The sequence below is a fragment of the Clostridium punense genome (assembly GCF_017874425.1).
Taxonomy (GTDB): Bacteria; Bacillota; Clostridia; order Clostridiales; family Clostridiaceae; genus Clostridium_J; species Clostridium_J punense.
The window spans coordinates 1-22,667 of record NZ_JAGGLL010000038.1 but is presented as its reverse complement, the minus strand read 5'-3'; the positions used below and the strand labels follow the sequence as shown (position 1 = coordinate 22,667).

Here is a 22,667-nt window from a genome sequence, read left to right as displayed (position 1 = left end):
AATAAAAATAACCTTTTAGCAAAATGATTATAATACCGTAACTTCTTTTGTATCCAAATCTACAATACGTGCCCTAGTATCGGACTTTGATATGTATATAGGTTCTCCAGTGCTATCAATACAATAGGAAATAGGAAGAGATATGCCACAATTTCTATAGGAGCCATCAGAATGACTTGCACTCATTATAATTGTTTTATAGGTCTTAGCAATTTTTTTAGCCTCATTTATCCATAGGTCAAACTGCTCGTCACTAAACATCCCTACACCAATTGGGTGAGCAATAAAATTAATGTTTTTCCCCACATTTTTCAAATCTCTCATACCTTTCAATATCTCCATACAGAGTACATAGCCAATGTTTATGCCATTATAATTAACTGTAAGTGGCTGAACTAATTCTTCATTATCATCTGGCAGAGTCTTTGCTCTTTCTAAAATTATATCTCCAGTGTCACTAATTATTACAGCTCTATTTTTATTGTCCTTCTTATAGGAGGTAATTATCATTACCTTATTTTCCTTTGCTATACTGCAAGCAGCCTCCAATACTTTTTCATTTAAAATATATCCTTCAGGATAGAGTACAATATCAATTCCAGTAGTAGTTTTGATATCCCTCTCCAGTTGACTTAGTCCTTCTTCATGAACGGGTTGTCCTATTAAAACTCTCATACTTAATCTCCAAACAAAAAATCTTTTATGTAAGTATACTTCTAAGAAATCTGGTAATTTACCATAAGGTTTAACTCATAATTTTTGTAAATTAAGATAACTTACAGTTGTGATAAATAAATATAATTATTTCTTTCCCTTAAATTCTTTTTTTATAATCAACAATTCTTCTTTTCCTACTAAGGTTGTGCCATTAAAATCAAGGCGTATAATATAGGGCATAAAGTCAATGATTCTTAAAAAGTCATTACAGTTATAGGATGGAGTAAAATAATTAAGAATAGTACTTAAAGCTGTGCCATGGGTTCCAATTACAATGTTTTTATCTTTATGAGTATTTAACACTTCAAGGATCGCCTCAATGTTACGCTTTTGAACCATACTAAGGGATTCGCCCCCATCTTCGCAAAAGTTTAAATCACTCCACCTTTTATGAAACATTTCCATATTGTTGCCACCTACACCTGACTTACGTTCCCTAAATCTTTCATCCTCATGAATAGGTAACCCCTTTTCAGCTGAACTTTCTCTTATTGTATCAACACTTCTTTTATAAGGGCTTGATATATAGCAGTCTATTTTATAATCCCTAAAAAGCTTAGTTACTTTTTTACTATCTTCTAGTCCCGCATCACTTAAAGGACGTGTTATATCATCCTCCCATCCATGATCAGGTTGGGCATGCCTAACAAAATATATACTTGTCATAATGTTTAATTTCCCCCTACTTAGGACTACCTAGGCTTTGATTCCATATATGCCCAAGAGTTTCCGTAATATATTATTCTACACTTAAATTTTACCATATAATTACTGAATTTGTAGTTATTATATTGAAGGTAATAATATTACTTCAAAGAATCAGTGTGTAAAATAAGTAATATAATACAATATATGGTATAATATTTCAGAAAGAGATTATGAGAAATGAGAACTTAAGAGGGTGTACTTATTACAACTATTTATCCAAATTGCATATAGTAGGGTGTGCACATAACATGGAGTTAGGTTAGTTCATAATTGAATTTTAACGACGAACTAAAAATATTTATATTTTATGAGGTGAAAAAATGATAGTTGATGAGAATAAAATATTTCAATCATTTGAATTTTGGTGCAAGAAACTGAGGATATCACCATACTGGGATATTCGACTCGAATTTGTTGATGATTTTAACTGGAGAAAAACAGGAGATATAAAGATTGATTGTGATGATAGAAAAGCTGTTCTGCTTCTCAACAGAGCTAATCCCAAACAAGAAAATCTTGAAGAAGTAATTGTTCACGAGTTGTTTCATTTGAAAATGTACCCACTTGACCAAGTTACAGAATCTCTAATTACTGCTAATTTTAAAGAAGGAACACCAGCCTATGATTTTGCATATAATCAATTCTTTATATCATTAGAACAAACAGTAGAAGAATTGGCAAAGTGTTTTCTTCTTGAGTTTGGTGATAATAAAGAGCTGTCATATGGCAGATGTAAAAATCAAAAATCATATAACGAGCTTTTTGAAGGGCTGAGAAAACTTGAGTAACTTCCAAATCAACATATCTTTGAATGCAATATGATAAAAAAGCGATGCAACTACTTAAATTTAAAGTTAGGATAATAATCTTTAAAAACTGAATAATATGATATTTTAAAATAAAAGTAAATTAAGTATATTGAAAAATAATGTAATAAAATGGTAAGTGTCATACACTTTTCTTATGAATTAAGTCATAGTGGTAATCTATTGGGAAATATATTAAGGAGGATTATTATGGGGATTTCTGTTGATGAACTTTTTACACTGAGTGAATTAGATGCACAAGCAATATTTTGTGGGGTTAAGTATCCTTGGGAAGTTCTTACAAGTATTAATGATTTTATTCTTGAATACGCAAAAACTCTGCCAAATGATTTTGAAAGAATAGATGAATTTATATGGGTTGGCAAAGGAACCACTATTGAAAAAAGTGCTCTTATAAAAGGTCCTGCGATAATTGGTTATAATTGCGAAATCAGACATTCTGCTTATATTAGAGGAAATGTTATCATTGGTAATGGTGTTGTTGTTGGAAACTCAACTGAAATTAAGAATTCAATTCTGTTTAACAAAGTGCAGGTTCCACATTACAATTATGTTAGTGATTCAATATTAGGGTATAAAGCTCATTTAGGGGCAGGTGCAATAACCTCTAATTTAAAGTCTAATGGAACATTGGTAAAAGTAAAATATGGCACAGATATTATTGAAACTGGTTTAAGAAAATTTGGTGCAATTTTAGGTGATTCATCGGAAGTAGGATGTAATGCAGTTTTAAACCCAGGGACAATATTAGGAAAAGATAGTATCGTTTATCCATTATGTTCTGTGAGGGGTTATATTCCAGAGAATAGTATTTTAAAAAGTAGCGGTGAAATTGTAGAGAGAAAATAGGTTAAGTAGTTATAATATTTGTCCAGGATTTCCTTTCTAATAAGGGAACAGAGCTAAAGGAAGGGCAATATTGAAAGTTAGCCTATATCTTAAGTTATCATGGATTTAAGATATAGGCTTTATTTTATAAGAAAAATCATGGGTATATATACATAAGTTATTTAGTACCGACCTTAACTTGATATATTATAAAGTCTAAGTAATTATTTTGGTTACTCCCCTTAGGTCCTTAGAATAATACTCAACAGAGTCTGTGTTGTCAGCTCTTACAAGAATTCCTTTCATCCCAACAGCTTTAGCTCCCATTACATCTGCAGTTATGCTATCACCTATCATCCAAACGTCCTCAGGGTAATTATATTTTTCTAATGCATAATGAAAAATCTTAGGATTTGGCTTCTCATAACCAATGTTTGCAGAGGATAAGCAATCTGACACATATAAGGATAAGCCTAGCTGCCCAACTATTTCTGGAAGCTCTGGAATATGATTCGAGAGTATTATGTTTTCATACCCTTTATCCTTAAAGTACTTAAGAGTTTCAAGGGTATCATCATATAATATAAAGTCCTCCCCCTTAAGAAGGTATGCTCGTACTTCTTTTCCATATTGAAGGGCTACTTCCTTTTGTAGTCCTAAAGAGCTATAGCATTTAGTAAATATCTCCTCAGCATGCTTCCACCAATCCTCACTTTTAGTTAAATGAAGATAATCTCTTTTGTGATCTTGCCACGGAAACCCAATCATTGGAGTAGCTTTGAATTTATCTATACCGATTTTAGAGTCAGGTTCATTATTAATTAATACTGTATGCAGTGCTTTACTAAACATCCAGTCATTATGAGCTAAGGTACCTTGAAAATCCCAAAATAATATTTTTTTCACTTTGTTAAATCCTCCCCATAATAAGTTAAAACATAACTGATTTAGAATTAATGAATTTGATAAAAAGTTTATTCAGTAATCTAATATTTGTGGTAAATAAGTAGTTTAAGAATGCTTCAGTGAAGAAACAAATCCTAATTCTACAGTTTACCCAACAAACTCTTGAATAATTGATTTGAACTGTTCATTATTCTCAAGATATAGCATATGTTTGCCCTGAATTGCTCTTACTTTCTTATTAGGAAACAGGAAATTCTTATGGTGATCTGGTCCAATAGCATAGTCCTCATTGCCAGTTATGATTAGTACAGGGACTGTAACTTTTTCTGTAAGATAAAAATAATTTGCAAAGTATTCCTTATTACTAAAAGCTTGATTAGCCATAACTGCATTAAAGTTTTCTATTTCGGCGCTTTTAGCATTGACCTTTAAGAAGTTTTTATAATCATTATACTGTAACTTATAAAATATATCCTTTTCAAGAAGCTTACCAACTACATGCTGCCACTTCTCAAAAGTAGAACTTTCCTCTGCGTATTGTAAGTCTTCCTTAGATAGTAGCGTAATTCCATAATCTAGTTGACTACTAAAAGAATCCTCCATGGAAAGAGTACAATTTAATAAAATAACCTTGTCTATAAATTTCTCATATTTGTAAGCGTAATTAGCAGCTATAATTCCTCCAAAGGAATGAGCCATTACTATCCACTTAGATATTCCTAGGGTTTTTCTTATCTCTTCAATATCATCAATTATTCTTTCAATGGAATAATCATCACTAGCATTACCACTTGACCTTGCGCATCCCCTTTGGTCAAAATATATCATCTGCATAAAGCGCTCCAAAGAGTTTCCACCCAATGCCTCAAAATCAAGGCTTCCTTCTCCAGGTCCACCATGAATAAATAGACACGGAATCCCTTCACCTGATTGTTTTACATATAGATTAACTTTATCACTCATTTCTATGTACATTTGCCTATCCCACTATTATTTAGTCGAGTTTGTTTATATCCCCAAAACTTCAACAATATGTTGTTAACAACTTAATTTTACCACATAATTACTGGGATAGTATTACTTATATTGAAACTAATGTTATAATAATACATATTAACTATTATAATTAATTACACAAATGGGAGGGAATACATGAAGGTTATATTTTTGGATATTGATGGAGTCCTTAATTCAGAGGAATTCCTAAAGAATAATCCCAATGAACCAATTGATAAGAAAAACGTGGAGGCTTTAAAAAAAGTAATCGATAAAACAAATGCAGCTATTGTTATATCTTCTGGTTGGAAACTATGGTTTGATGACAATATGATGCCAAAGGAAGGTTATTCTCAATACTTATATGATATCTTATGTGAGTTTAATATAAAAATAGTCGATAAAACACCTGATTTCAGCACAGATGAAATACGAGCAAATAAAACCTTTAGTCATGTAAAGGCTAAGGAGATTATTGCTTGGTTAAATGAACATAGAAGTGTTGAAAAGTATGCTATTCTTGATGACTTGGACTTAGAGAATGAGGAAATTAATGAACATTTAATTAGAACAAATAGTCATGTAGGAATTACAGAAGCAGATGGCTTAAGTATTATTGAAAAAATTAGTTAAACTTATAGCAAAAGCACTCATCTAACAAAGATTAGTGCTTTTGCTTTTTCTTAAAGGTTTTAACAACATTTTCGCAGCTTCAAGCCTGCCATCTTCTAAAGTGGCAGTTGCTCAGCCGAGTCATGTTACTTTGGTGTAACAAACATAGTTTGTTCGGTCTAAGTCTGCTTCCAAAGTTGTTAACAAATGAACTTGTTCATTATTTAATTTAAAAGTCCAATACTAAAAATCAATTTCTTGAAGCAATTATAACTCCAACAAGTGGGTGCAATTTGTATACTTCAACATTAAAATCAAAGTTTAAGAAACAATTTTTAAGTTCTTCAACACTAGAAGGAAAATCTACTTCTGGTCCATAGCCTACTAAAGAAAAATCTTCCTTATAATTATCAGGGTTTTCAAAAAACATTAAATCTCCTATAACTATACTTTGCAAATGCTCTCCAAGTAAATTGATGATTTTTCCAATTACCTTTTGTTTGTATTCTGTAGTCAAATGATGTAGTGCATAATTAGATATAATTTTCGTGATGTGTTTTGATTTTAGATCAATATTTAAATCAGGTTCTTCAAATGATCCTACATAAAATTCAATATTTGGAGTTCCTTCACTTTGTGCATTTTCTTTACACTGCTTAATCATACCTTCACTAATGTCTACTCCAATTGCTAATTGTATTTCTTGAGAAAGTTCTATTAATTGTTTTCCTGTGCCGCAGCCTATATCTAATACAACATCATCTATGGTGGGGCTAACCAATTTATTAATTAACGCTGCTGTTTCAGCCCTCCATTTATAACTACCTGTAACATAATTTTCACTTGCATTATTAAATCTTTGCTTTGCTATTGTTTCCATATTAGTTATCTTGATAATATCAATAAGTTGCTGAACTTCCAGAAAATTATTATTTTTTATTTGGTTTTCTGCTTTGTTTAGAGCGGAAATAACAGTTTCAATTTGTTTTTTCTTTTCTACTAATGCTTTTGTTTGAATACTAATCATGCTTTTTATATCTGGGGATTTTTTGTTTATAAGTTGTTTTATTTCTTCAAGGGACAATCCTACAAACTTTAGTGTTGTTATTTGTTGAAGCTTAATAAAATCTTCCTCACGATAAATTCTATAACCTGCTTCTGTTTTTTAAGATGGTTGTAATAGACCAATCTTATCATAATGAAGCAATGTTTTTACAGTTACACCTGATTTTTTTGCAAACTCACTAATTTTCAAGATTCTACCTCCCTTCAAGGTTATTCTAAATCCTAACCTTGGGTTAGAGTCAATTGTTATAATTTAATAATTATAACAATACAAGTACACCTTAAAACTTATCTTATATATTAGTAGTTTTATTTTACCATATAACTACTGGGATAGTATTGTTCATATTGAAGCTAATGTTATAATTAGAACATACAGTAGTTTGTAATTTTATTACATAAGTGTAATAAGCAGTGAACTGTTGCAAAAACAAGTAGGGATATAAAATGGGGGTAGTTAAAATGATTTTTGATGAAAAACTCATATATGAAATTGAGACTTTAGTAGGGGCGTTTGAGATTGTTAGAGATCATAGAGCTAACAATGATAGGACAGGAGTTATTGAGATAGATGCTGAGGGTAAAAGAATGTTTGTTAAAATACATAACAGACTATCAAGGTGGAACCCAGAAGCTTATGCTTATAAAAATTGGACAAAAATTTTATCACCCTACACGCCAACCCTATTACATACATTTAAAAATGATTTCTATGGGATAATTACTTCGCCACTTGAAGGAAGAACAGTTAATGAGTATCAAATTAATGATTTAGAAAAATTAAAAAAAATCTATTATTCAGCAGGAGAACAGTTGAAAAAGCTACATGAATCATTCAAAGGAACATACTTTGGTATTCCTTCTTTTGATGGGTCACCCTTTGAGAAAAAGGTGTTCACAGATCCAATTGATTATATTAGTTCATCCATTGAAAGTATATTAAAGTTAGGTGTTGATAAGTTTATTTTTGATGAAGGTGATAAGAACTTAATTGAATGGTGCTTAAAAAAATGTGATGTATTTAAAAATTGTACTCCAGTTCCAACAAATTGGGATTTCTCTCAAAATAATTGGATGGTTGATAGAAATGGAGTATTCACGGGGCTAATAGATTTTGAAAATATGCTTTGGGGCATTGATGTTGATAGTTTCGGTGTCATCATTGAGCGATATACTTATGATAAACCATGTTTAAGAGAAGCATTTTATCAGGGATATGGATTAGAAAATAATTCTGAAAAACAACTTCAAATATTTATTATAAGTGTAAAAATGGCAATAGCAGATATCTGCCATGGAATATTGAATAATAATGAAAGATTTTTTATGTGTGGAAGAAGGTTACTTAATGATTTAAAACAATGCAAAGCATAATAGCCATAAAAAGCACTCCATCAAACAAAAGGAGTGCTCTTTTCTTAAGCTTATTCTATAATAAAAACCAATAGCTTAAAACTAAAAGAATTTATATGATTATTAATTTTATTCCTTTGTAAGTGTCTCATAGGTATGAATAACACTTCTAACAATATTTCTTATGTGATCTTTGATAAATTCTTTCTTATGTTCAGGTAATGAAGACTTACTAGAAAATGCTCTTGGAACTAGGTCCTTTAACTCAAAGGCTAAGATACTAATTATATCCAATTGCCTATAAGTTTTAATCCAGGAAGTTCTGTCTACTTTTAAACCACCTGATTCAACACCCTTGAAATATACCTCAAATGCTTCTTCTTCCTTCAAATCAGGACATGGTATACCTGAATAAAGGTTGTATATATCCCAGGCTGTGGGATATATACCAACAAACTCCCAGTCAATCAACAACAATTCATCATTATCCCATCCAACATTAGGGAAGTACAGATCATTATGACAAACTGCTTTAGCAGATTTACTTAGTTTGTCCAATATTAAATCAGGATTATAAATTAAATTTTGTAGAATATGTCTTTCATCTTCATTAAGCCAATTTAAAAATACTGAAAATGATTCTATTAATTCTGGATTATCGTCTAGGTAATTTTGTATCCATGGATCAAGAGCCTTTCCTTCTATAGCAGACTGTAATATCTTACATCCACCTTTAAAAAAATCTTCAAATTTCATTAACCAAGGAGAGAATTCTATTAAATTACTATCATTCCAAGTTAGTGAATGGAACTGACCCATTTTATATAGTATTTTTTTAGTATATCTGCTGTAGGAGGTGTTGGTGGTCCGAAGTTTTTTAATGAGTTAGAAACCTCCTCCATTAGTATCCATCTTTCATTAGCTTCTTCATTTATATATGTTGCTATTATAGGAACTCTAATAATTTTGTTAATTTTATTATAAAGCTCACTGCCAACAAACTGAACTTCTCTGTAGTACAGGTCTTTTGAAAGACCTATAGAACCATCTGTTTCAGGCAAATACTTAAGAATAAATTCTGAAATTTCTTCATTAAAATCTACTCTAATTTTAAAAAAAGTCTTTTGTTTCCCATCACCTGTATTTGCCTTAAAAGGCTCAACAAAAATATTATCTAAACTTATAGATGGATTATTTAAATATCTTCTTAAACAATCTCGTAAATATGATTTATTAATATTGTTCACTAAATTATTCATTTTACTTTCTATCATTAACGAGGTATATTATACCTCAATTTTGATAGTACACCCCCAATTTTTTATACTCATTTTTATGTACATTTACCTATCATCCCATTATTTAATGCTAGGTTACCCCTATCCATAAAACTTAACTAAGATGTTGTTTTACAATTTTATTTTACCACATAATTACTGGGATAGTATTCCTTATAATTGAAATTAATGTTAGGATTAGAATGTAGATTTACTATGATTAAGTTATATCAGCACTTTCTTAGTGAGCATATTGTAGTCTTGTTATCTAATCTAAAGTCTTATTATTGTTATATCATTTCAAAAGTACTTTTTAAGTTTTTATAGTAATGAAATATTTATAGCTTTCACCCATAACAATGAGAAAATCATTGCAATAATGAAGAAATAAATAGTGATTATGAATTCAAGGAATATGGAATATAATAATAAAATTTGGTAAAATGTAATTATAAGAGGTGATAGTATGAATCAAAACTTTGATGATAATTATATATTGGACCCTAAAAATGACGTAGTATTTCAAAGAATATTTGGAACACCTGAAAATGAGGATATTTTAATAAGTTTTCTAAATTCTCTACTCCAAAAAACTGAGAAAGAAAAAATAAAGCATATAGAATATATAGACACAAAGCTTTTGGATATTGAAAAGATAGATGAAAAAATTGGCATACTAGATGTTAGGGCAATAACTGACAGTGGTATCCATGTAAATGTGGAAATCCAGCTTATAAATAAATATAATATGATAAATAGAACCTTATTTTATTGGTCTAGATTATATTCTAGTCAAATTAAAAGAGGAAGAGATTATAAGGATGCTAAGAAAACTATAGCAATAAACATATTAAATTTTAACTATATCAAATGTGAAAAATATCATAGTACCTATCATCTTTATGAAGATGACACAAAAGCAATGCTTACAGATATATTAGAACTACATTTTATTGAGCTTCCTAAGTTTTTAGAAGCATCACCACAATCAGATAATGCTTTAAATAAATGGCTATTATTTTTGACTAACCCACAAGAAACTTTGAGGGAGGGGATAGAAGTGGCTGAACCAGCAATTAGAAAAGCTATTACTGTACTTGACATGCTAAGTAGGGACCCAGAAACCGTTAGACTTGCAGAATTAAGAATGAAACAAATCCTTGATGAGAGAAGTATGCTAGAGGGAGCTAGAGAAGAGGGAATAAAAGAGGGAATAAAAGAAGGAATAAAAGAAGGCGAAAATAAGAAGGCCTACGAAGTAGCTATAAACTTATTATCATTGGGAATAGATATAGCTACAATAATAAAAGCTACTGGACTTACTGAGGAAGATATAAATGAAATAAAATCATTGGATTAAATGCTGAAGCTAGGGTTGTAAGATTTAAAACCTTAGCTTTAGTTTTTATTAAGTGAAGAGCAAAAGTTTGACAAGGAATTCTTACTTCTTTGTAAGGGGTTATGGAGTTTCTCTAAAACACGTAGGCATACTATAATGAATTTACATGAAAAATATCCAGCTAAACCATTCTTCATTATTAATGGCAGAAGAGAGATGAATAAGTTATTAAATCAATGGAAAAATGAAAAAGTTAAACACAGTACTACTACTGCATTATAAGCATAAGTATAGATTAAGTTAGTTCGTAATCTTGTTAATAAATAATACGTATCATTAAAAACATTAGGCTTATGGAATATATTTACTACTAATTAGAGAATCTCTATGCTATAATATGCTGGTAAAAGAGGCCGTAGAAGTGGATGGCTACGGTGGTTGTACGTTTTCCCACCTTGGGCTATTGGTGAAATTCATCATAGCTTAAGGGGGTGGTATTGGACATGCTAGAATTAGTAGTAAAAAGCATTGTTGTTCTTTATCTTATTAAAATGATATTAAAACATAATCTTTTTATCTCAACTATAAGAATCAAGGTTAAATTTCTTGGTTTAGATATAGAAATTAAAAGCAAAGAAAAAAACACTCCATCCTCCAAAGATTAGTGTTTTTTTCTTAAACTAGTAAGCAAAATCTAATAGCCCTAAAACTAAAAACGTTCTAGGATTAGCTTAGTGTTCGCAGCACTAAGCTTTTCTTATTTATATTATACCATATTGTGTTTGAAAATAAACCAGTAAATTATAGAGTAGTTAAGAATTAAAAGTGAAAAAGTAACAGTTATTACTTATTCACAAAGATAATAATTTATACTAAACCTGCCAATTTATTTACTTTCAACATTTCTTTTGAAGGAGTAATAAGTAGCTGCAAAGTAGCACATGTAAATAATTAGCATTAGTAATAATCCCATGCCAATATTGAATATAAAAGCTTTGTCTCCAATATATATATCAATTAATTTGCTTCCTACGGACATGAAAATATTTAACAATACAGAGAAACCAATAACAGCTATAAATATTGGTATTATAAAGTATATAGATATTTGCTTTGAAATCAATCTACGAATTTCACTTTTATCTATACCTAGACGCCTTAAAGTGTTAAACCTGTCTTTATGTTCAATAGAGTCTGATAGTTGCTGCAAGGCGAGAACTGTTAAGCTAATCATAAGTAGCACAGTACCTATATATATTCCAAGGATTCTCATGCCTAAGGTAGCATTTAATACCTCACTTTTTTCTGCCACTTTAAACCTAATTATAGTAGGGTCGCTGTCATTATTTTTATTAAGCATATCACTGTAATTTTTCAAAAACCAATTTGGAATATATTCTCCCTCTAGGTTAATTGCATCCTCAAAACTCATTTTTTTCTTTGTATTTCCATAGAAATCTTTGCTGGCTAATGTTAGACTTTTACACCACTCATCAGGTAAAATTACTAGTCCACCTTCATAGGACTGGTAAATATATTCCCCAATAGACTCCCTGTAATATGGCAGTGAACTAAGTTTTAATTCACTATCTTTTATTTTAATAGTGGGATTTTTAGCAAGGTAATCCTTTATAGAATTATTATCTACAGACTTATCCCATTGAGTTGTGAATTCATTAAGTCCTAGCTGAACTTCACTATATCCGAGGATCTTTCTTAGCTGATTATAATCACTTAAGCCTATTGCTAATAAAGGCATATTTTTTCTGCCTTTCGTATATAGCTCAGCATCATAAATAAAGTACTGTTCCACCTCACAATAATCTTTTAGACCATAAGCTTCATTATCAAAGTACTGGACAATTTCACTATAATCAATTTTAGATACATCCTCTGCTTTAGTCATAATATTTAGCTTGCTAGTTACAACTGCATCAAAAGGAATTCTACTATCTAAGTATCCTAGACTCCATTGGGATAGTAGCAGTGTAAAAACAAGACTTAAGGCTGCACCTAAAAAAGTTAGTGAAATTGTAGCCATTAAGATAGGTGCTGTCTTTATTTTAGAAACTACCGTTCCAATTAAAAATAAATTTGTGTTCTCATATTTAAAGTTTATCCATCGTTCCTTAATTGTAATTATCATATAAGCTAAAGAGTAAAACAGTGCGTAGGTTCCTGCAATAAAACTTACTAAGGCTACTCCTGCATAAGTCAGTTCATTCCCCGTCTTAAGAGAAAGATTCTTAACTACAAATAAAATTTTATGAATTGAATAACCACAAATAATATAAAGTAAAATCGATGAAATAAATGCGATAATATAAACAGCTTTACCATGTTTAAATTGATACTCTGTTTTCTTGCTAGCATTAAGCATATTAATAAGTTTTATTTTATTTAAAGCTCTTATATTTAAGAGCCCAATTATGCAAAACATTGCTGTAAAGAATAGTAAGGTTATCATCACAGTATCTAGGTATAGTTTAAAGGAGAATATAATCTTTTGCTCTGCAGTCATAAGAATTAATGCTGTAACAAGCTGTGAAAACAAGGTTCCTAGAAAAATACCTAAACCTATTGAAATAACACCCATTACCAGGGTTTCAATGAAAAACATAAAGGCCACGTTTTTTTGTGGAACACCTAGTAATATATAAGTTGCAAATTCCCTTTTTCTTCTCCTTATCATGTACTTATTTACATAGCCAATAAGCACTATTTCTAAGGCTGTTATTATATATGTGGCGTACTTCATAACATTTTTCAGCATTTCAAAGTTATAAGAGTCCTCTGTTATTAGTTCATAATGGGAGCTAGATAAGGACATAAAAGCATAAAACAAGCTTACACATATAGTTAGTGTAACAAAATAAATTACATAATCCTTAATAGAACGTTTTGCGTTGCTTAAGGCCAGTTTAGCGTACATCCCTAACATCGCCTCCCAACAAGGCAACAACATCTAAAATTTGATTAAAAAACTGCTTTCTAGTGTTTTCACCTCTTACTAGTTCTGTAAAAATTTTACCATCCTTAATAAATAAAATTCTGCTGCAATAGCTTGCTGTAAAGGAATCATGGGTTACCATTAAGATGGTTGCTCCTATTTCTTTATTTAATTGTGAAATCATTTCAATAAGCATCTGAGCTGACCTTGAGTCTAAGGCACCGGTGGGTTCATCTGCTAAAATAAGCTTAGGATTTGTAACTAAGGCCCTTGCACACGCACATCTTTGTTTTTGTCCCCCTGAAACCTCATAAGGATATTTTAAAAGAATATCTTCAATTCCTAAGTTTTCTGCTATAGCCTTAATTTTATGATCAATATTTTCTTTTTTATGTCTGTTGATGGTTAGTGCTAAAGCTATATTTTCATGGATTGTTAAGGTATCTAAGAGATTGAAATCCTGAAAGATAAATCCAAGATTTTCCCTTCTAAACTTTGCAATATCCTTTTGATTAATTTCTGTTAAGTCTTTCCCATCTATATAAACATGACCTGAACTTGCCTCATCAATAGTGGATATCACATTAAGTAAGGTTGTTTTTCCAGAACCAGAGGGTCCCATAACCCCAACAAACTCTCCCTTATAAACTTGAAAGCTTATATCATCAACAGCCTTTACCACATTCCCTTTATTTCCATAGTATTTTTCTAAGTTTTTTATATCTAATATTTTATCCAACATCATCACCTCAATAATATTGTACAAGATTATGTACCTTGTTGGTTTTGTCTAACCTTACTTTAACGTTACAACTTTGTCACCTTGTATAGAAACCACTTCAACATTCAGTTAATAGTTTCAAGGAGAGGAGTTCTCCAAGAATGGTGGGCAAGGTTAATTTGCAGTAAATAACCAAGGCATTTCTAATATGAACGAACTATCATGTTAAAGATACCAAGTTTTAATTTTAGTTGTATACATAAAATAGAAAAGAGCCTATATGGCTCCATTCTTACAAAAGCTTCCCTTAGGAAAGGTAATTACAACTTTAGTATATACATTTTCCTTTGAATCCACAGCAATTAATAAGCCAAGCTTATCACATAACTTTTTACAAAGGTATAAACCTATTCCTGTGGATTTATTATTTTGTCTGCCCTTATTTCCAGTAAAACCTTTTTCAAAGACACGATTAACTTCATTATCTGGTATTCCAATGCCGTTGTCCTCAATAATAAGTTGAGTACCATTTTTAATATCCTTAGCGTAAACCTTAATCATAGGAGAGTCTTTTTTTCTATACTTTACTGCATTAACTAGTATTTGATTTATTATAAATTCCAGCCACTTACTGTCACAGTAAATATTTTTATCAAGATCAGCTAAGTCTATATCTATGCTATTTAGAATAAACATCTGTTTATTTCGTATAAGCACCTGACTTACGCACTGTTCTAGTGAAATTTCTTTTATAAGATAATCTTTGTGAGCTTCTTCACACCTAGCATAAAATAGGGCTTGTTCAACATATCTATCTATGTTTTCAAGCTCCTCTAAGATAACTCTTGAAGTAGCTGTCCTGTTATTTTCTTCAATGAGCTTAATAGCTGATATAGGGGTTTTTACTTCATGAATCCACTGCTCTATATATTCCTTATATTCCTTACGTTGATTCTTAACTTTATTTATTTCTTCAAGCATGGATTTTCCTGATTTCTTCATCAATAAATAATAAGGAACTGCATCCATAAAGGGAGGAGTATCAATTATTTCCCCTATAAGATATTTTTTATCTAATTCATTAAAAGTACTTAAAACATCATTATAGTAGGTCTTTCTTTTTCTATATTCGTATATTAAAAATATGCTATAAACTACAACCCAAGCTAATGATACCGTTACTAAGATGTCAAAGGTATTTCCTACGCTGAAAAGAAAGGTGCTTAGAGTAATTAATCCTATAAAGTTCAGTATTATAGCGTTAGCTCTTTCCCTCAAATAATCTCCTAAGCTCATATTATGTATCCTTGTCCTCTTTTAGTTTTTATAAAATCACTAATTCCTATGTCTTCAAACTTACTTCTAAGTCTAGTTATGTTTACTGTGAGGGTATTGTCATTTACAAACATGGCACTGTCCCATAAGTATTCCATAATATCTACTCTTGATACTATCTTACCTTTATTAATCATTAAGTAATAAAGTATTTTAAGCTCATTTTTAGTAAGTTCTATTTCTTTATCTTCATATTCTATCTTGCTAGACAGTACATTTAACGTAACACCGTTATGATTTATAGAGTCATTTGTTTTTTCACTTGGATAAACTCTCTTTAATACAGAGTTTATTCTAGCTAAAAGAATTTGAGGATTATAGGGTTTTGTAATAAAATCATCTCCACCTAAGGTTATGCTCATAAGCTCATCAATGTTAGTGTCTCTACTTGTAACAAATATAATTGGCACCTTTGAAAAGCTTCGTATTTCAGTACAAATTTTAAATCCATCATCATAAGGTAAATTAATATCAAGTAGAATTAGGTGGGGGCTACTTTCTTTAACTAGCTTAGGTATATTATCAAATTCATTAACCTTCATAATAGAATAGCCATTACGGGTTAAAAGAACCCCTATCTCGTTTTGTAGCTGCTGGTTATCTTCAATTATCATAATATTAATCATATATTTTCTTTAGTGAGAGGGCATAAGAAGCCAAGAAGTCTCACTAAAATTCCCCTCTTTCTATTTAATACTCTTTCTTCTATTATTGATAAATCTTCACTCAATGTCTATGGAAAAGACTGTTTTTGCAGCAAGATATCTCTATAAAAAGACAAAGGGATATCTTTATATCTTCCTATAAAGATAAGAAGATATAGTATTCATGCGGGTTTCAAAGGATTTGTTACATCAAAGAAGTTTATTTAGCTAATATATTTCTGCAATTATATTTTACCATATAGTTACTGAAATGGGGTTATTTATAATGGGGATAATGTTATAATTAAAACATACAGTAATTGTAATTTATTACATAAATGCAAAATGTTATTCATTTATTATTAAAAAAATATAAAATACATGAATTAAAAAGTTTTAGTAACAAGGAATTTATTTTTGGTAAGTTGTATTCTATTGAAAATTAAATGGAGGGGTAAATATGTTAATGAATTATTTGAGAGAGGGGATAACCACATTTCTTTATCTTACACCAGTAGCAGTTATTATTCTTTGTGCTTTTATTGGGATAAAGTTTTTGCTTAAGAGAAAGTTTGAATTTATACCCATAAAAATATTATGTGAGTTTGGTTGGATTCTTACTGTTTTAGCAATTTTAAAAATTACAGGAATCATTGGTGGAGATTTCAATACAACTTCAATATTAAATGGAGATGTACATTTTTCTTACAGTATTCTTCAAGAGGGCTTATCAATGGCCACCTTGCTTAACATTATTTTATTTATTCCTTTTGGATTCTTTTCACCTATTGTTTTTAGTAAACTTCAACATAAGAGAATTTATGGAGTTTTAATTGGAATTATATTTTCTATGGTAATTGAGTTTCTTCAAACATTTACGGGAAGGTTTGTGCAACTAGATGATATGTTAATGAATACCTTAGGAACAATTATTGGATATGAAGTTTGGATTATCATATCAAGAATAGAATCAAAACATAAATTAAGGGTAAAGTGATAGTATTCCTAAAGACTTAAAATTTCTTTAATAAAATAAGTAATACTTTTTTCTGGGAATACTAGGTTTATGGAATATATTTACTACGAATTAGGTAATCCCTATGCTATAATATGTTGGTAAAATAGGCCGTAGAAGTGGATGGCTGCGGTGGTTGTACGTTTTCCCACCTTGGGCTATTGGTGAAATTCATCATAGCTTAAGGGGGTGGTATTGGATATGGTACTAAAAATATTAATCATAGGGTTACTTATTATTGTGTTTTTTAATATTAAGTTAAATACTAGTGTATTTTTATCAGACATAAGTCTTTATATAGGTATCAAAGGTTTTAAGTTACGAATTAAAGCAAAAGAAAAAAGCACTCCATCCAACAAAAAGTAGTGCCCTTTTCTTAAACTTATTCCACAATAAAATCCAATAGCCCTAAAACTAAAAACGTTCTAGGAGTAGCTTAGTGTTCGCTGCACTAAGCTTTTCTTATTTATATTATATCATATTAGTTTTAAAAATAAACCAATAAATTATAATTAAACTTGGTAAAGCCTATATTTATGGATGGTAAATATAGTTGCAAAAGTATGTATTAGTAAAACAACATATATAAAAGGATAAGCTTAGCATTAAAAAGTTGCATCAAATATTTCCTGAAAAAATTCATAAGTTTCTTTATGACATAAAATTTTCATTAAGTCATCTTTAGAAAAGAATCTTATATCGTCAATTTCCTCATCTTGAGGCTTTAAATCTTCTCCATTACCCAAATACTCAATATAAAACATTATAGTTTCTTGGGCATCATACTTATGAGATTGGGGAAATGAAAAACAAATTTTTTTATCAAACATATGGACAATTCTATAATTAGAAGAGCCTGTTTCTTCCTTTAATTCCCTCAAAATTGATTTTTCTAAGTTTTCATCTAGTTCTTCTATGCCACCCTTGGTAAAATCCCAATATCCATCAATGCTTTCATTATCGCTAATACTTTTAACTTTATGAACTAATAAGTATTCATCGTTTCGAAATACAACTGCGCCAACTGCTTTTCTTATTTTCATAAACGCTCTCACCTCCAAATTGATATGTTAAATATAAGTACCATTATTTGGTGTGTAACATCATTAGACATTCCAACTTTAGGTTTAATTAGTTTCCCTTTAAATGAAAGATTCTTTGTTAGTAAGCTCTAAACTGTTTATGTAATTAAAGGTTACCATATAATTACTTTAGTGTAATTCTTTATGAGTGGAAATCATGATATAATTATAACAGAAATTAACTTTAATCAATTATACAATTGTAGATTAATCCGTCACAATTGAAAGATAACTTATAGTAAAAGTTAGTTGTATTAAGGGGTTTCATAATGATGAGTTGTATTAAAATTAAAGCAATCACAACAAAAGATATACCCATGTGGATGGAACTTTCAAAAGAACATGATGATTATGTTAAAGAAGTGGGTTATGATCTCATCCAATGGTGAGAAATTTTGTTTAATATATACCTTTCAAAACAAGGGAGTTCAAGTTTAATAAAGATAGAATAAAAAAATAAAGGGTTTTGCTAGAGTTTCTTAACATGAACTTTGACACTACCGAAAATAGTGGAGGAATTGTAGATGAAATACAATAGTTTTAAAGAATTAGAGAAGGAGTACTCTGTACCTTTTTCTCAAGGAAAGTATATGGAAGCTTTAACTTTATTAAAAAATGGAATGAAAAGTCTTCCAGAAGAAGAGTTCGAAAAATATCTATTTAATATTATACTAGATAAAGCTCAACTAAATAGCAAATCAAAATTATATGATGAGTGTCTAAAAGACTTAACATACTTAGTTGACAGAGGCTATGTATGTCCTTTATATTGGAGCAGATTCTCTGATCCATTTACTAAAAATAAGGACTACACAAAATTAAGAGAGAAAAATGATCTTCAAAGAAGTCGGCAACAAGAGAATTTAAGTCTAGAATGGGAGGTTTTATTGCCTCAAAACTATACCGATGGAAAAAGATATCCTTTATTTATAAATTTACATGGTGATGGAGACAATATAGCATATCACAAAGAGTTTTGGAAAGCTGAAGAGCTATTAAATAAAGGCTTCATTGTTGTTTATATTCAATCAAGTCAATTAATCAGCCACAATGGTTATTCATGGACAAAAACAGTTTTTTATAGTCCTGATCAGAAAAATTGGCCAGATTCAGAACAGATACGTCCAATATCTCAAAGTAGTTATGAAATTAGTGAATGTTATGATTCAGCATATGATGAGATTAAAAGATGTTATGATGCTATAAGCAATGATTATTCAATTGATGAGAATAGTATCATAATTGGGGGATTCTCAGGAGGAGCTAAAGCAGCTATAGATATTGCAATGACTAATACTATTCCAGTAAAGGGATTTATTGCTCTATGCTCATCCAAGCCAAATTCATTTACAAGAGACAATATTGAAGAGCTGTTACATCGAGGTGTAAAAGGTGTGTTTATGGAAGGCGAGAAGGATGTGCCGGTGCCAAAAGTGGATGAGATGATGAAAAGCTTTGACGATATTGGCATTCCATACCAATATTACATTAATGATGCAATAGGTCATTGGTATCCTGATGATTTAAATGATAAATTAGTACAAGCCATAGATTTTATATTAAAGTAAAGTTAGATTGTGAACTAAGTTAATATATTACCTATGAGAAGTGTTGAGTTTTAGAACTTTTATTGAAGGATTTGTTAGGCTAATAATAAGCAGTCGATAAAATGAGAAACACTTTATATGTGTAGTGGATATCAGTGATATCTGAAGACATTTCTCAGTTAAAGAGTTATGTCAAACTTGTAGATATCTGAGAACTAATGGTTATCATAAAGTCTTACCGATAAATAGTAATTTGAGGTGAATTTATATGGATTTAAGATTAGCTAAAATTAGCGACCTACCCAAACTCAAAGATGTATATGGGAACATAATTCATAATATGCATAGAAATAACATACCGATTTGGGATGAAATCTACCCCAGCGAGTTTTTTAGAGATGATATTGAAAACAATCGCCTTTATGTATTGGTAGAGGACAATGAGGAGATAGTTGCAGCCTTTGCATTATGTGAATCAAATGATGGGGAAAGTTATGTGAAATGGGAAAATGACCACCACAAGGCATTATATCTTGACCGCTTTGGAGTTAATGTGGATTATTCAAGACAAGGAATTGGCAGTATAATGCTTAATCATGCTATTACCCTTGCTAAGCAGAAGAATGCTAAATATTTAAGGCTTTTTGTTGTGGATATAAATAAACCAGCTATTAATTTATATCTAAAAAATCGATTTAGGCAAGTAGATGGAATCTATGAAGAACAAATAGATGATGACCTTACATTGCGAGAATATGGGTTTGAAATAGAAGTATTTTGATTTTTATAGAGGAATATACTGAATACAAGGAGGATAGTTAAATGTTACATAAAGTAGATATAGTTAAAATTCTTAAAGATATAAATTTGCCATTAGGTGAATATTGGATAACTTCTGGTGCTGGATTAGTTATGCATGGAGTTAAAGAAGCTACACGAGATATAGATTTAGGGGGGTACAACAAATTTAGTTGAGTGGCATTTAAGAAAAGGCTGTAAATATCGAATAGTAGAAGATAATTCAAGAATAGTTGAAGTAAATGATAAAATTGAATTAATTGTATAGTAATCTATTGTTCAAAGTTACATTCTGTATCATTGTAATGAATAGTAGATTTGTGGGGAGTAGAATAATTGTATTTATCATAGAGGGGGATACACATGGGGAGTATAGTAGTAATCTATCAGTCAAAATATGGGGCTACAAAAAAATATGCAGAATGGTTAGCGGAAGAATTATCTGGTGATTTGCTTGAAACAAAAAAGGCTACAGTGGAGCAGATAGAAAAATATGATGTTATCATTTTAGGAGGAGGGATATACGCTACAGGTGTGGCAGGTATTTCTTTTCTTAAAAAGCATTACAATAGATTAAAAAACAGCAAGATTGTGGTATTTGCGGTAGGTGCATCTCCATACAATGAAAAAGGAATGATTGCATTGAAAGAGCGTAATTTTAAAAATGAGCTTGCAGATATTCCATGTTTTTATTGTAGAGGTGCATGGAACGAGAATATTATGTCTTGGAAAGACCGCACTCTATGTAATATGTTAAAAAAGGCCGTTGAAAAAAAAGATCCAGCTACCTATGAACCATGGGAAACAGCTTTGATTCAATCAGTTGGTGCTAACCATGATTGGACAGACAAAGAGAATATTAAACAAATTATTGAATATGTCCAGATATAATAGACTTAATGGAATTTAATTTCAATATAGTTATTTGTAATCTTCATTAAGTATATCTTAACCATCGGATTATTATTAATTTAAATAAAAGAATGAAGGTTATGTAGCTGCTGCATGAAGTTTCTATAAATAAACAGAGTATATTTAAGCTTTCTACCACACTTAAAGACTTGCTTTATTATTCTAAGAGAGGAATCGAAGAATTATATAATTAAATATAAATAGTAATTTGTGGAGGAGATAAGATATGGCTTCTAGTCAAGAATATTTAGATTTTATTATTGGACAGTTAGATACACTAAACAATATTTCTTATAGAAAAATGATGGGAGAATATATTTTATATTTTCAAGGAAAAATTTTTGGAGGAATATATGATGACCGTTTTTTGGTTAAGATAACCAAAGCAAGCAGACAGTTGATGGTAGATGCAACCGAGGAATTGCCTTATGACGGTGCAAAACCAATGCTTTTGGTTGATGATGTTGATAACAAAGACTTCTTATATAGACTAATTACAGAGATGTATGAAGAACTTCCTACTCCAAAGGTAAAATAGAAAAGGAAATTATTAAAAATCCTTTAGTGGCAATGTGTCTTAATAATGTACAAATACAAGGAAGAGCAGTCATATTAGGACATCCATCAAGTGATGAAAATAAAGAAATTTTAGAGAGATGGGAGCATCTTGATAAGGAATTTATGTATTGGGCCAAATATAAAAATACGGTACTCATTGAAGTAGATATTACTGAAGTTGAGTGTTGGAATAATAATGGGCGTGAATATATAGATATATAAAATAATCAATATTTATTTTACTAACTTAAAAGTAAAATAGTCTTGTTACTATCTCTTTTGTAATTATGTTGATTAAATGGAAAATATACGTTATTGTGTTAATAAAATAGTATATCTCTCATTAGTGTGGAGGAATTTTTGTTTATGAGCAAAGACAATTCGGATTAACCCCTTCGTTTTGGACAAAACCTAATAAATTCTTCGATTTTCTTAGATTTACACTCTTATCTGAATATTAGTTGTATCCTCTCCAAA

At 30.2% G+C, this 22,667-nt stretch carries 28 protein-coding genes; 15 read left to right on the top strand and 13 right to left on the bottom strand.

What is annotated here, in order from left to right; genetic code table 11:
• Positions 1-27 precede the first annotated feature (27 nt).
• Together J2Z44_RS17885 and J2Z44_RS17880 are read right to left on the bottom strand one after the other, a co-directional pair.
• Positions 28-675 carry a hypothetical protein gene (locus tag J2Z44_RS17885; protein WP_021284150.1) on the bottom strand — a complete coding sequence of 216 codons (648 nt, stop codon included), beginning with the start codon at positions 673-675 and terminating at the stop codon, positions 28-30.
• Positions 676-801: 126 nt separating this feature from the next.
• A complete protein-coding gene (locus J2Z44_RS17880) occupies positions 802-1,383 on the bottom strand; it encodes a histidine phosphatase family protein (RefSeq protein WP_021284149.1) in 582 nt (193 codons plus the stop codon).
• Between the two features lie 362 nt (positions 1,384-1,745).
• On the opposite strand from J2Z44_RS17880, the gene J2Z44_RS17875 reads away from it, so the two are divergent.
• Together J2Z44_RS17875 and J2Z44_RS17870 are read left to right on the top strand one after the other, a co-directional pair.
• A complete protein-coding gene (locus tag J2Z44_RS17875; RefSeq protein WP_021284148.1) occupies positions 1,746-2,213 on the top strand; it encodes a hypothetical protein in 468 nt (155 codons plus the stop codon).
• Between the two features lie 228 nt (positions 2,214-2,441).
• Complete coding sequence (locus J2Z44_RS17870; RefSeq protein WP_021284147.1) at positions 2,442-3,101, top strand: acyltransferase; 660 nt, start codon at positions 2,442-2,444, stop codon at positions 3,099-3,101.
• 195 nt (positions 3,102-3,296) lie between these two features.
• Here the strand turns inward: J2Z44_RS17870 and J2Z44_RS17865 are convergent, their stop codons facing one another.
• The gene (locus J2Z44_RS17865) at positions 3,297-3,986 is read right to left on the bottom strand and encodes an HAD family hydrolase (RefSeq protein WP_021284146.1); all 690 of its coding nucleotides are present in this window, start codon (positions 3,984-3,986) and stop codon (positions 3,297-3,299) included.
• Between the two features lie 147 nt (positions 3,987-4,133).
• Complete coding sequence (locus J2Z44_RS17860; RefSeq protein ID WP_021284145.1) at positions 4,134-4,961, bottom strand: alpha/beta fold hydrolase; 828 nt, start codon at positions 4,959-4,961, stop codon at positions 4,134-4,136.
• A 177-nt stretch (positions 4,962-5,138) separates the two neighbouring features.
• On the opposite strand from J2Z44_RS17860, the gene J2Z44_RS17855 reads away from it, so the two are divergent.
• On the top strand, positions 5,139-5,615 hold the full coding sequence (locus tag J2Z44_RS17855) for an HAD domain-containing protein (protein WP_021284144.1): 477 nt from the start codon (positions 5,139-5,141) through the stop codon (positions 5,613-5,615).
• A gap of 229 nt (positions 5,616-5,844) precedes the next feature.
• On the opposite strand, the gene J2Z44_RS17850 is transcribed toward J2Z44_RS17855, so the two are convergent.
• Both J2Z44_RS17850 and J2Z44_RS22115 read right to left on the bottom strand, forming a co-directional pair.
• Positions 5,845-6,678: a MerR family transcriptional regulator gene (locus J2Z44_RS17850; RefSeq protein ID WP_021284143.1), complete on the bottom strand. Its 834-nt coding sequence runs from the start codon at positions 6,676-6,678 to the stop codon at positions 5,845-5,847.
• 81 nt (positions 6,679-6,759) lie between these two features.
• Complete coding sequence (locus J2Z44_RS22115; RefSeq protein WP_021284142.1) at positions 6,760-6,849, bottom strand: MerR family DNA-binding transcriptional regulator; 90 nt, start codon at positions 6,847-6,849, stop codon at positions 6,760-6,762.
• A 272-nt stretch (positions 6,850-7,121) separates the two neighbouring features.
• On the opposite strand from J2Z44_RS22115, the gene J2Z44_RS17845 reads away from it, so the two are divergent.
• Positions 7,122-8,033 (top strand): aminoglycoside phosphotransferase family protein, encoded by a 912-nt coding sequence (locus J2Z44_RS17845; RefSeq protein ID WP_209649897.1) that lies wholly within the window; start codon positions 7,122-7,124, stop codon positions 8,031-8,033.
• A gap of 108 nt (positions 8,034-8,141) precedes the next feature.
• Here the strand turns inward: J2Z44_RS17845 and J2Z44_RS17840 are convergent, their stop codons facing one another.
• Positions 8,142-8,768, bottom strand: a complete 627-nt coding sequence (locus J2Z44_RS17840) for a phosphotransferase family protein (RefSeq protein WP_342591523.1) — start codon at positions 8,766-8,768, stop codon at positions 8,142-8,144.
• 41 nt (positions 8,769-8,809) lie between these two features.
• A complete protein-coding gene (locus tag J2Z44_RS17835) occupies positions 8,810-9,271 on the bottom strand; it encodes a hypothetical protein (RefSeq protein ID WP_209649895.1) in 462 nt (153 codons plus the stop codon).
• A gap of 484 nt (positions 9,272-9,755) precedes the next feature.
• On the opposite strand from J2Z44_RS17835, the gene J2Z44_RS17830 reads away from it, so the two are divergent.
• From J2Z44_RS17830 to J2Z44_RS17825, 3 genes are all read left to right on the top strand, one after another.
• Entirely contained in the window at positions 9,756-10,649 is an 894-nt protein-coding gene (locus tag J2Z44_RS17830; RefSeq protein WP_021284137.1) for an Rpn family recombination-promoting nuclease/putative transposase, read from the top strand.
• A gap of 135 nt (positions 10,650-10,784) precedes the next feature.
• Positions 10,785-10,910, top strand: a complete 126-nt coding sequence (locus tag J2Z44_RS21895) for a hypothetical protein (protein ID WP_021284136.1) — start codon at positions 10,785-10,787, stop codon at positions 10,908-10,910.
• Positions 10,911-11,125: 215 nt separating this feature from the next.
• Positions 11,126-11,293, top strand: coding sequence for a hypothetical protein (locus J2Z44_RS17825; protein ID WP_031271659.1), 168 nt, complete (start codon positions 11,126-11,128; stop codon positions 11,291-11,293).
• 221 nt (positions 11,294-11,514) lie between these two features.
• Here the strand turns inward: J2Z44_RS17825 and J2Z44_RS17820 are convergent, their stop codons facing one another.
• The 4 genes from J2Z44_RS17820 to J2Z44_RS17805 all read right to left on the bottom strand — a co-directional run bounded on the left by J2Z44_RS17820 (position 11,515) and on the right by J2Z44_RS17805 (position 16,260).
• Positions 11,515-13,560: an FtsX-like permease family protein gene (locus J2Z44_RS17820; RefSeq protein ID WP_021284134.1), complete on the bottom strand. Its 2,046-nt coding sequence runs from the start codon at positions 13,558-13,560 to the stop codon at positions 11,515-11,517.
• Positions 13,550-14,317, bottom strand: coding sequence for an ABC transporter ATP-binding protein (locus J2Z44_RS17815; RefSeq protein ID WP_031271657.1), 768 nt, complete (start codon positions 14,315-14,317; stop codon positions 13,550-13,552). The genes J2Z44_RS17820 and J2Z44_RS17815 overlap by 11 nt, the downstream gene beginning before the upstream one ends.
• Positions 14,318-14,575: 258 nt before the next feature.
• Positions 14,576-15,595, bottom strand: coding sequence for a sensor histidine kinase (locus J2Z44_RS17810; RefSeq protein WP_209649893.1), 1,020 nt, complete (start codon positions 15,593-15,595; stop codon positions 14,576-14,578).
• Positions 15,592-16,260, bottom strand: a complete 669-nt coding sequence (locus tag J2Z44_RS17805; RefSeq protein ID WP_021284130.1) for a response regulator transcription factor — start codon at positions 16,258-16,260, stop codon at positions 15,592-15,594. Before J2Z44_RS17805 ends, J2Z44_RS17810 begins: the two co-directional genes overlap by 4 nt.
• A 478-nt stretch (positions 16,261-16,738) precedes the next feature.
• On the opposite strand from J2Z44_RS17805, the gene J2Z44_RS17800 reads away from it, so the two are divergent.
• Together J2Z44_RS17800 and J2Z44_RS17795 are read left to right on the top strand one after the other, a co-directional pair.
• Entirely contained in the window at positions 16,739-17,275 is a 537-nt protein-coding gene (locus tag J2Z44_RS17800; RefSeq protein WP_021284129.1) for a VanZ family protein, read from the top strand.
• A 219-nt stretch (positions 17,276-17,494) separates the two neighbouring features.
• Positions 17,495-17,659, top strand: coding sequence for a hypothetical protein (locus tag J2Z44_RS17795; RefSeq protein WP_161624479.1), 165 nt, complete (start codon positions 17,495-17,497; stop codon positions 17,657-17,659).
• Positions 17,660-17,898: 239 nt separating this feature from the next.
• Here the strand turns inward: J2Z44_RS17795 and J2Z44_RS17790 are convergent, their stop codons facing one another.
• The gene (locus tag J2Z44_RS17790; protein ID WP_021284127.1) at positions 17,899-18,336 is read right to left on the bottom strand and encodes an NUDIX hydrolase; all 438 of its coding nucleotides are present in this window, start codon (positions 18,334-18,336) and stop codon (positions 17,899-17,901) included.
• Between the two features lie 563 nt (positions 18,337-18,899).
• Here J2Z44_RS17790 and J2Z44_RS17785 point away from each other — a divergent pair.
• The 6 genes from J2Z44_RS17785 to J2Z44_RS17760 all read left to right on the top strand — a co-directional run bounded on the left by J2Z44_RS17785 (position 18,900) and on the right by J2Z44_RS17760 (position 22,412).
• Entirely contained in the window at positions 18,900-19,943 is a 1,044-nt protein-coding gene (locus tag J2Z44_RS17785; protein WP_021284125.1) for an alpha/beta hydrolase, read from the top strand.
• Between the two features lie 247 nt (positions 19,944-20,190).
• The gene (locus tag J2Z44_RS17780; protein WP_021284124.1) at positions 20,191-20,703 is read left to right on the top strand and encodes a GNAT family N-acetyltransferase; all 513 of its coding nucleotides are present in this window, start codon (positions 20,191-20,193) and stop codon (positions 20,701-20,703) included.
• 41 nt (positions 20,704-20,744) lie between these two features.
• Positions 20,745-20,897, top strand: coding sequence for a hypothetical protein (locus J2Z44_RS17775; protein WP_021284123.1), 153 nt, complete (start codon positions 20,745-20,747; stop codon positions 20,895-20,897).
• 186 nt (positions 20,898-21,083) lie between these two features.
• Positions 21,084-21,611, top strand: a complete 528-nt coding sequence (locus tag J2Z44_RS17770; RefSeq protein ID WP_021284122.1) for a flavodoxin domain-containing protein — start codon at positions 21,084-21,086, stop codon at positions 21,609-21,611.
• A gap of 247 nt (positions 21,612-21,858) precedes the next feature.
• The gene (locus tag J2Z44_RS17765; RefSeq protein ID WP_021284121.1) at positions 21,859-22,170 is read left to right on the top strand and encodes a TfoX/Sxy family protein; all 312 of its coding nucleotides are present in this window, start codon (positions 21,859-21,861) and stop codon (positions 22,168-22,170) included.
• 32 nt (positions 22,171-22,202) lie between these two features.
• A complete protein-coding gene (locus tag J2Z44_RS17760) occupies positions 22,203-22,412 on the top strand; it encodes a pyridoxamine 5'-phosphate oxidase family protein (RefSeq protein ID WP_021284120.1) in 210 nt (69 codons plus the stop codon).
• Positions 22,413-22,667 lie beyond the last annotated feature (255 nt).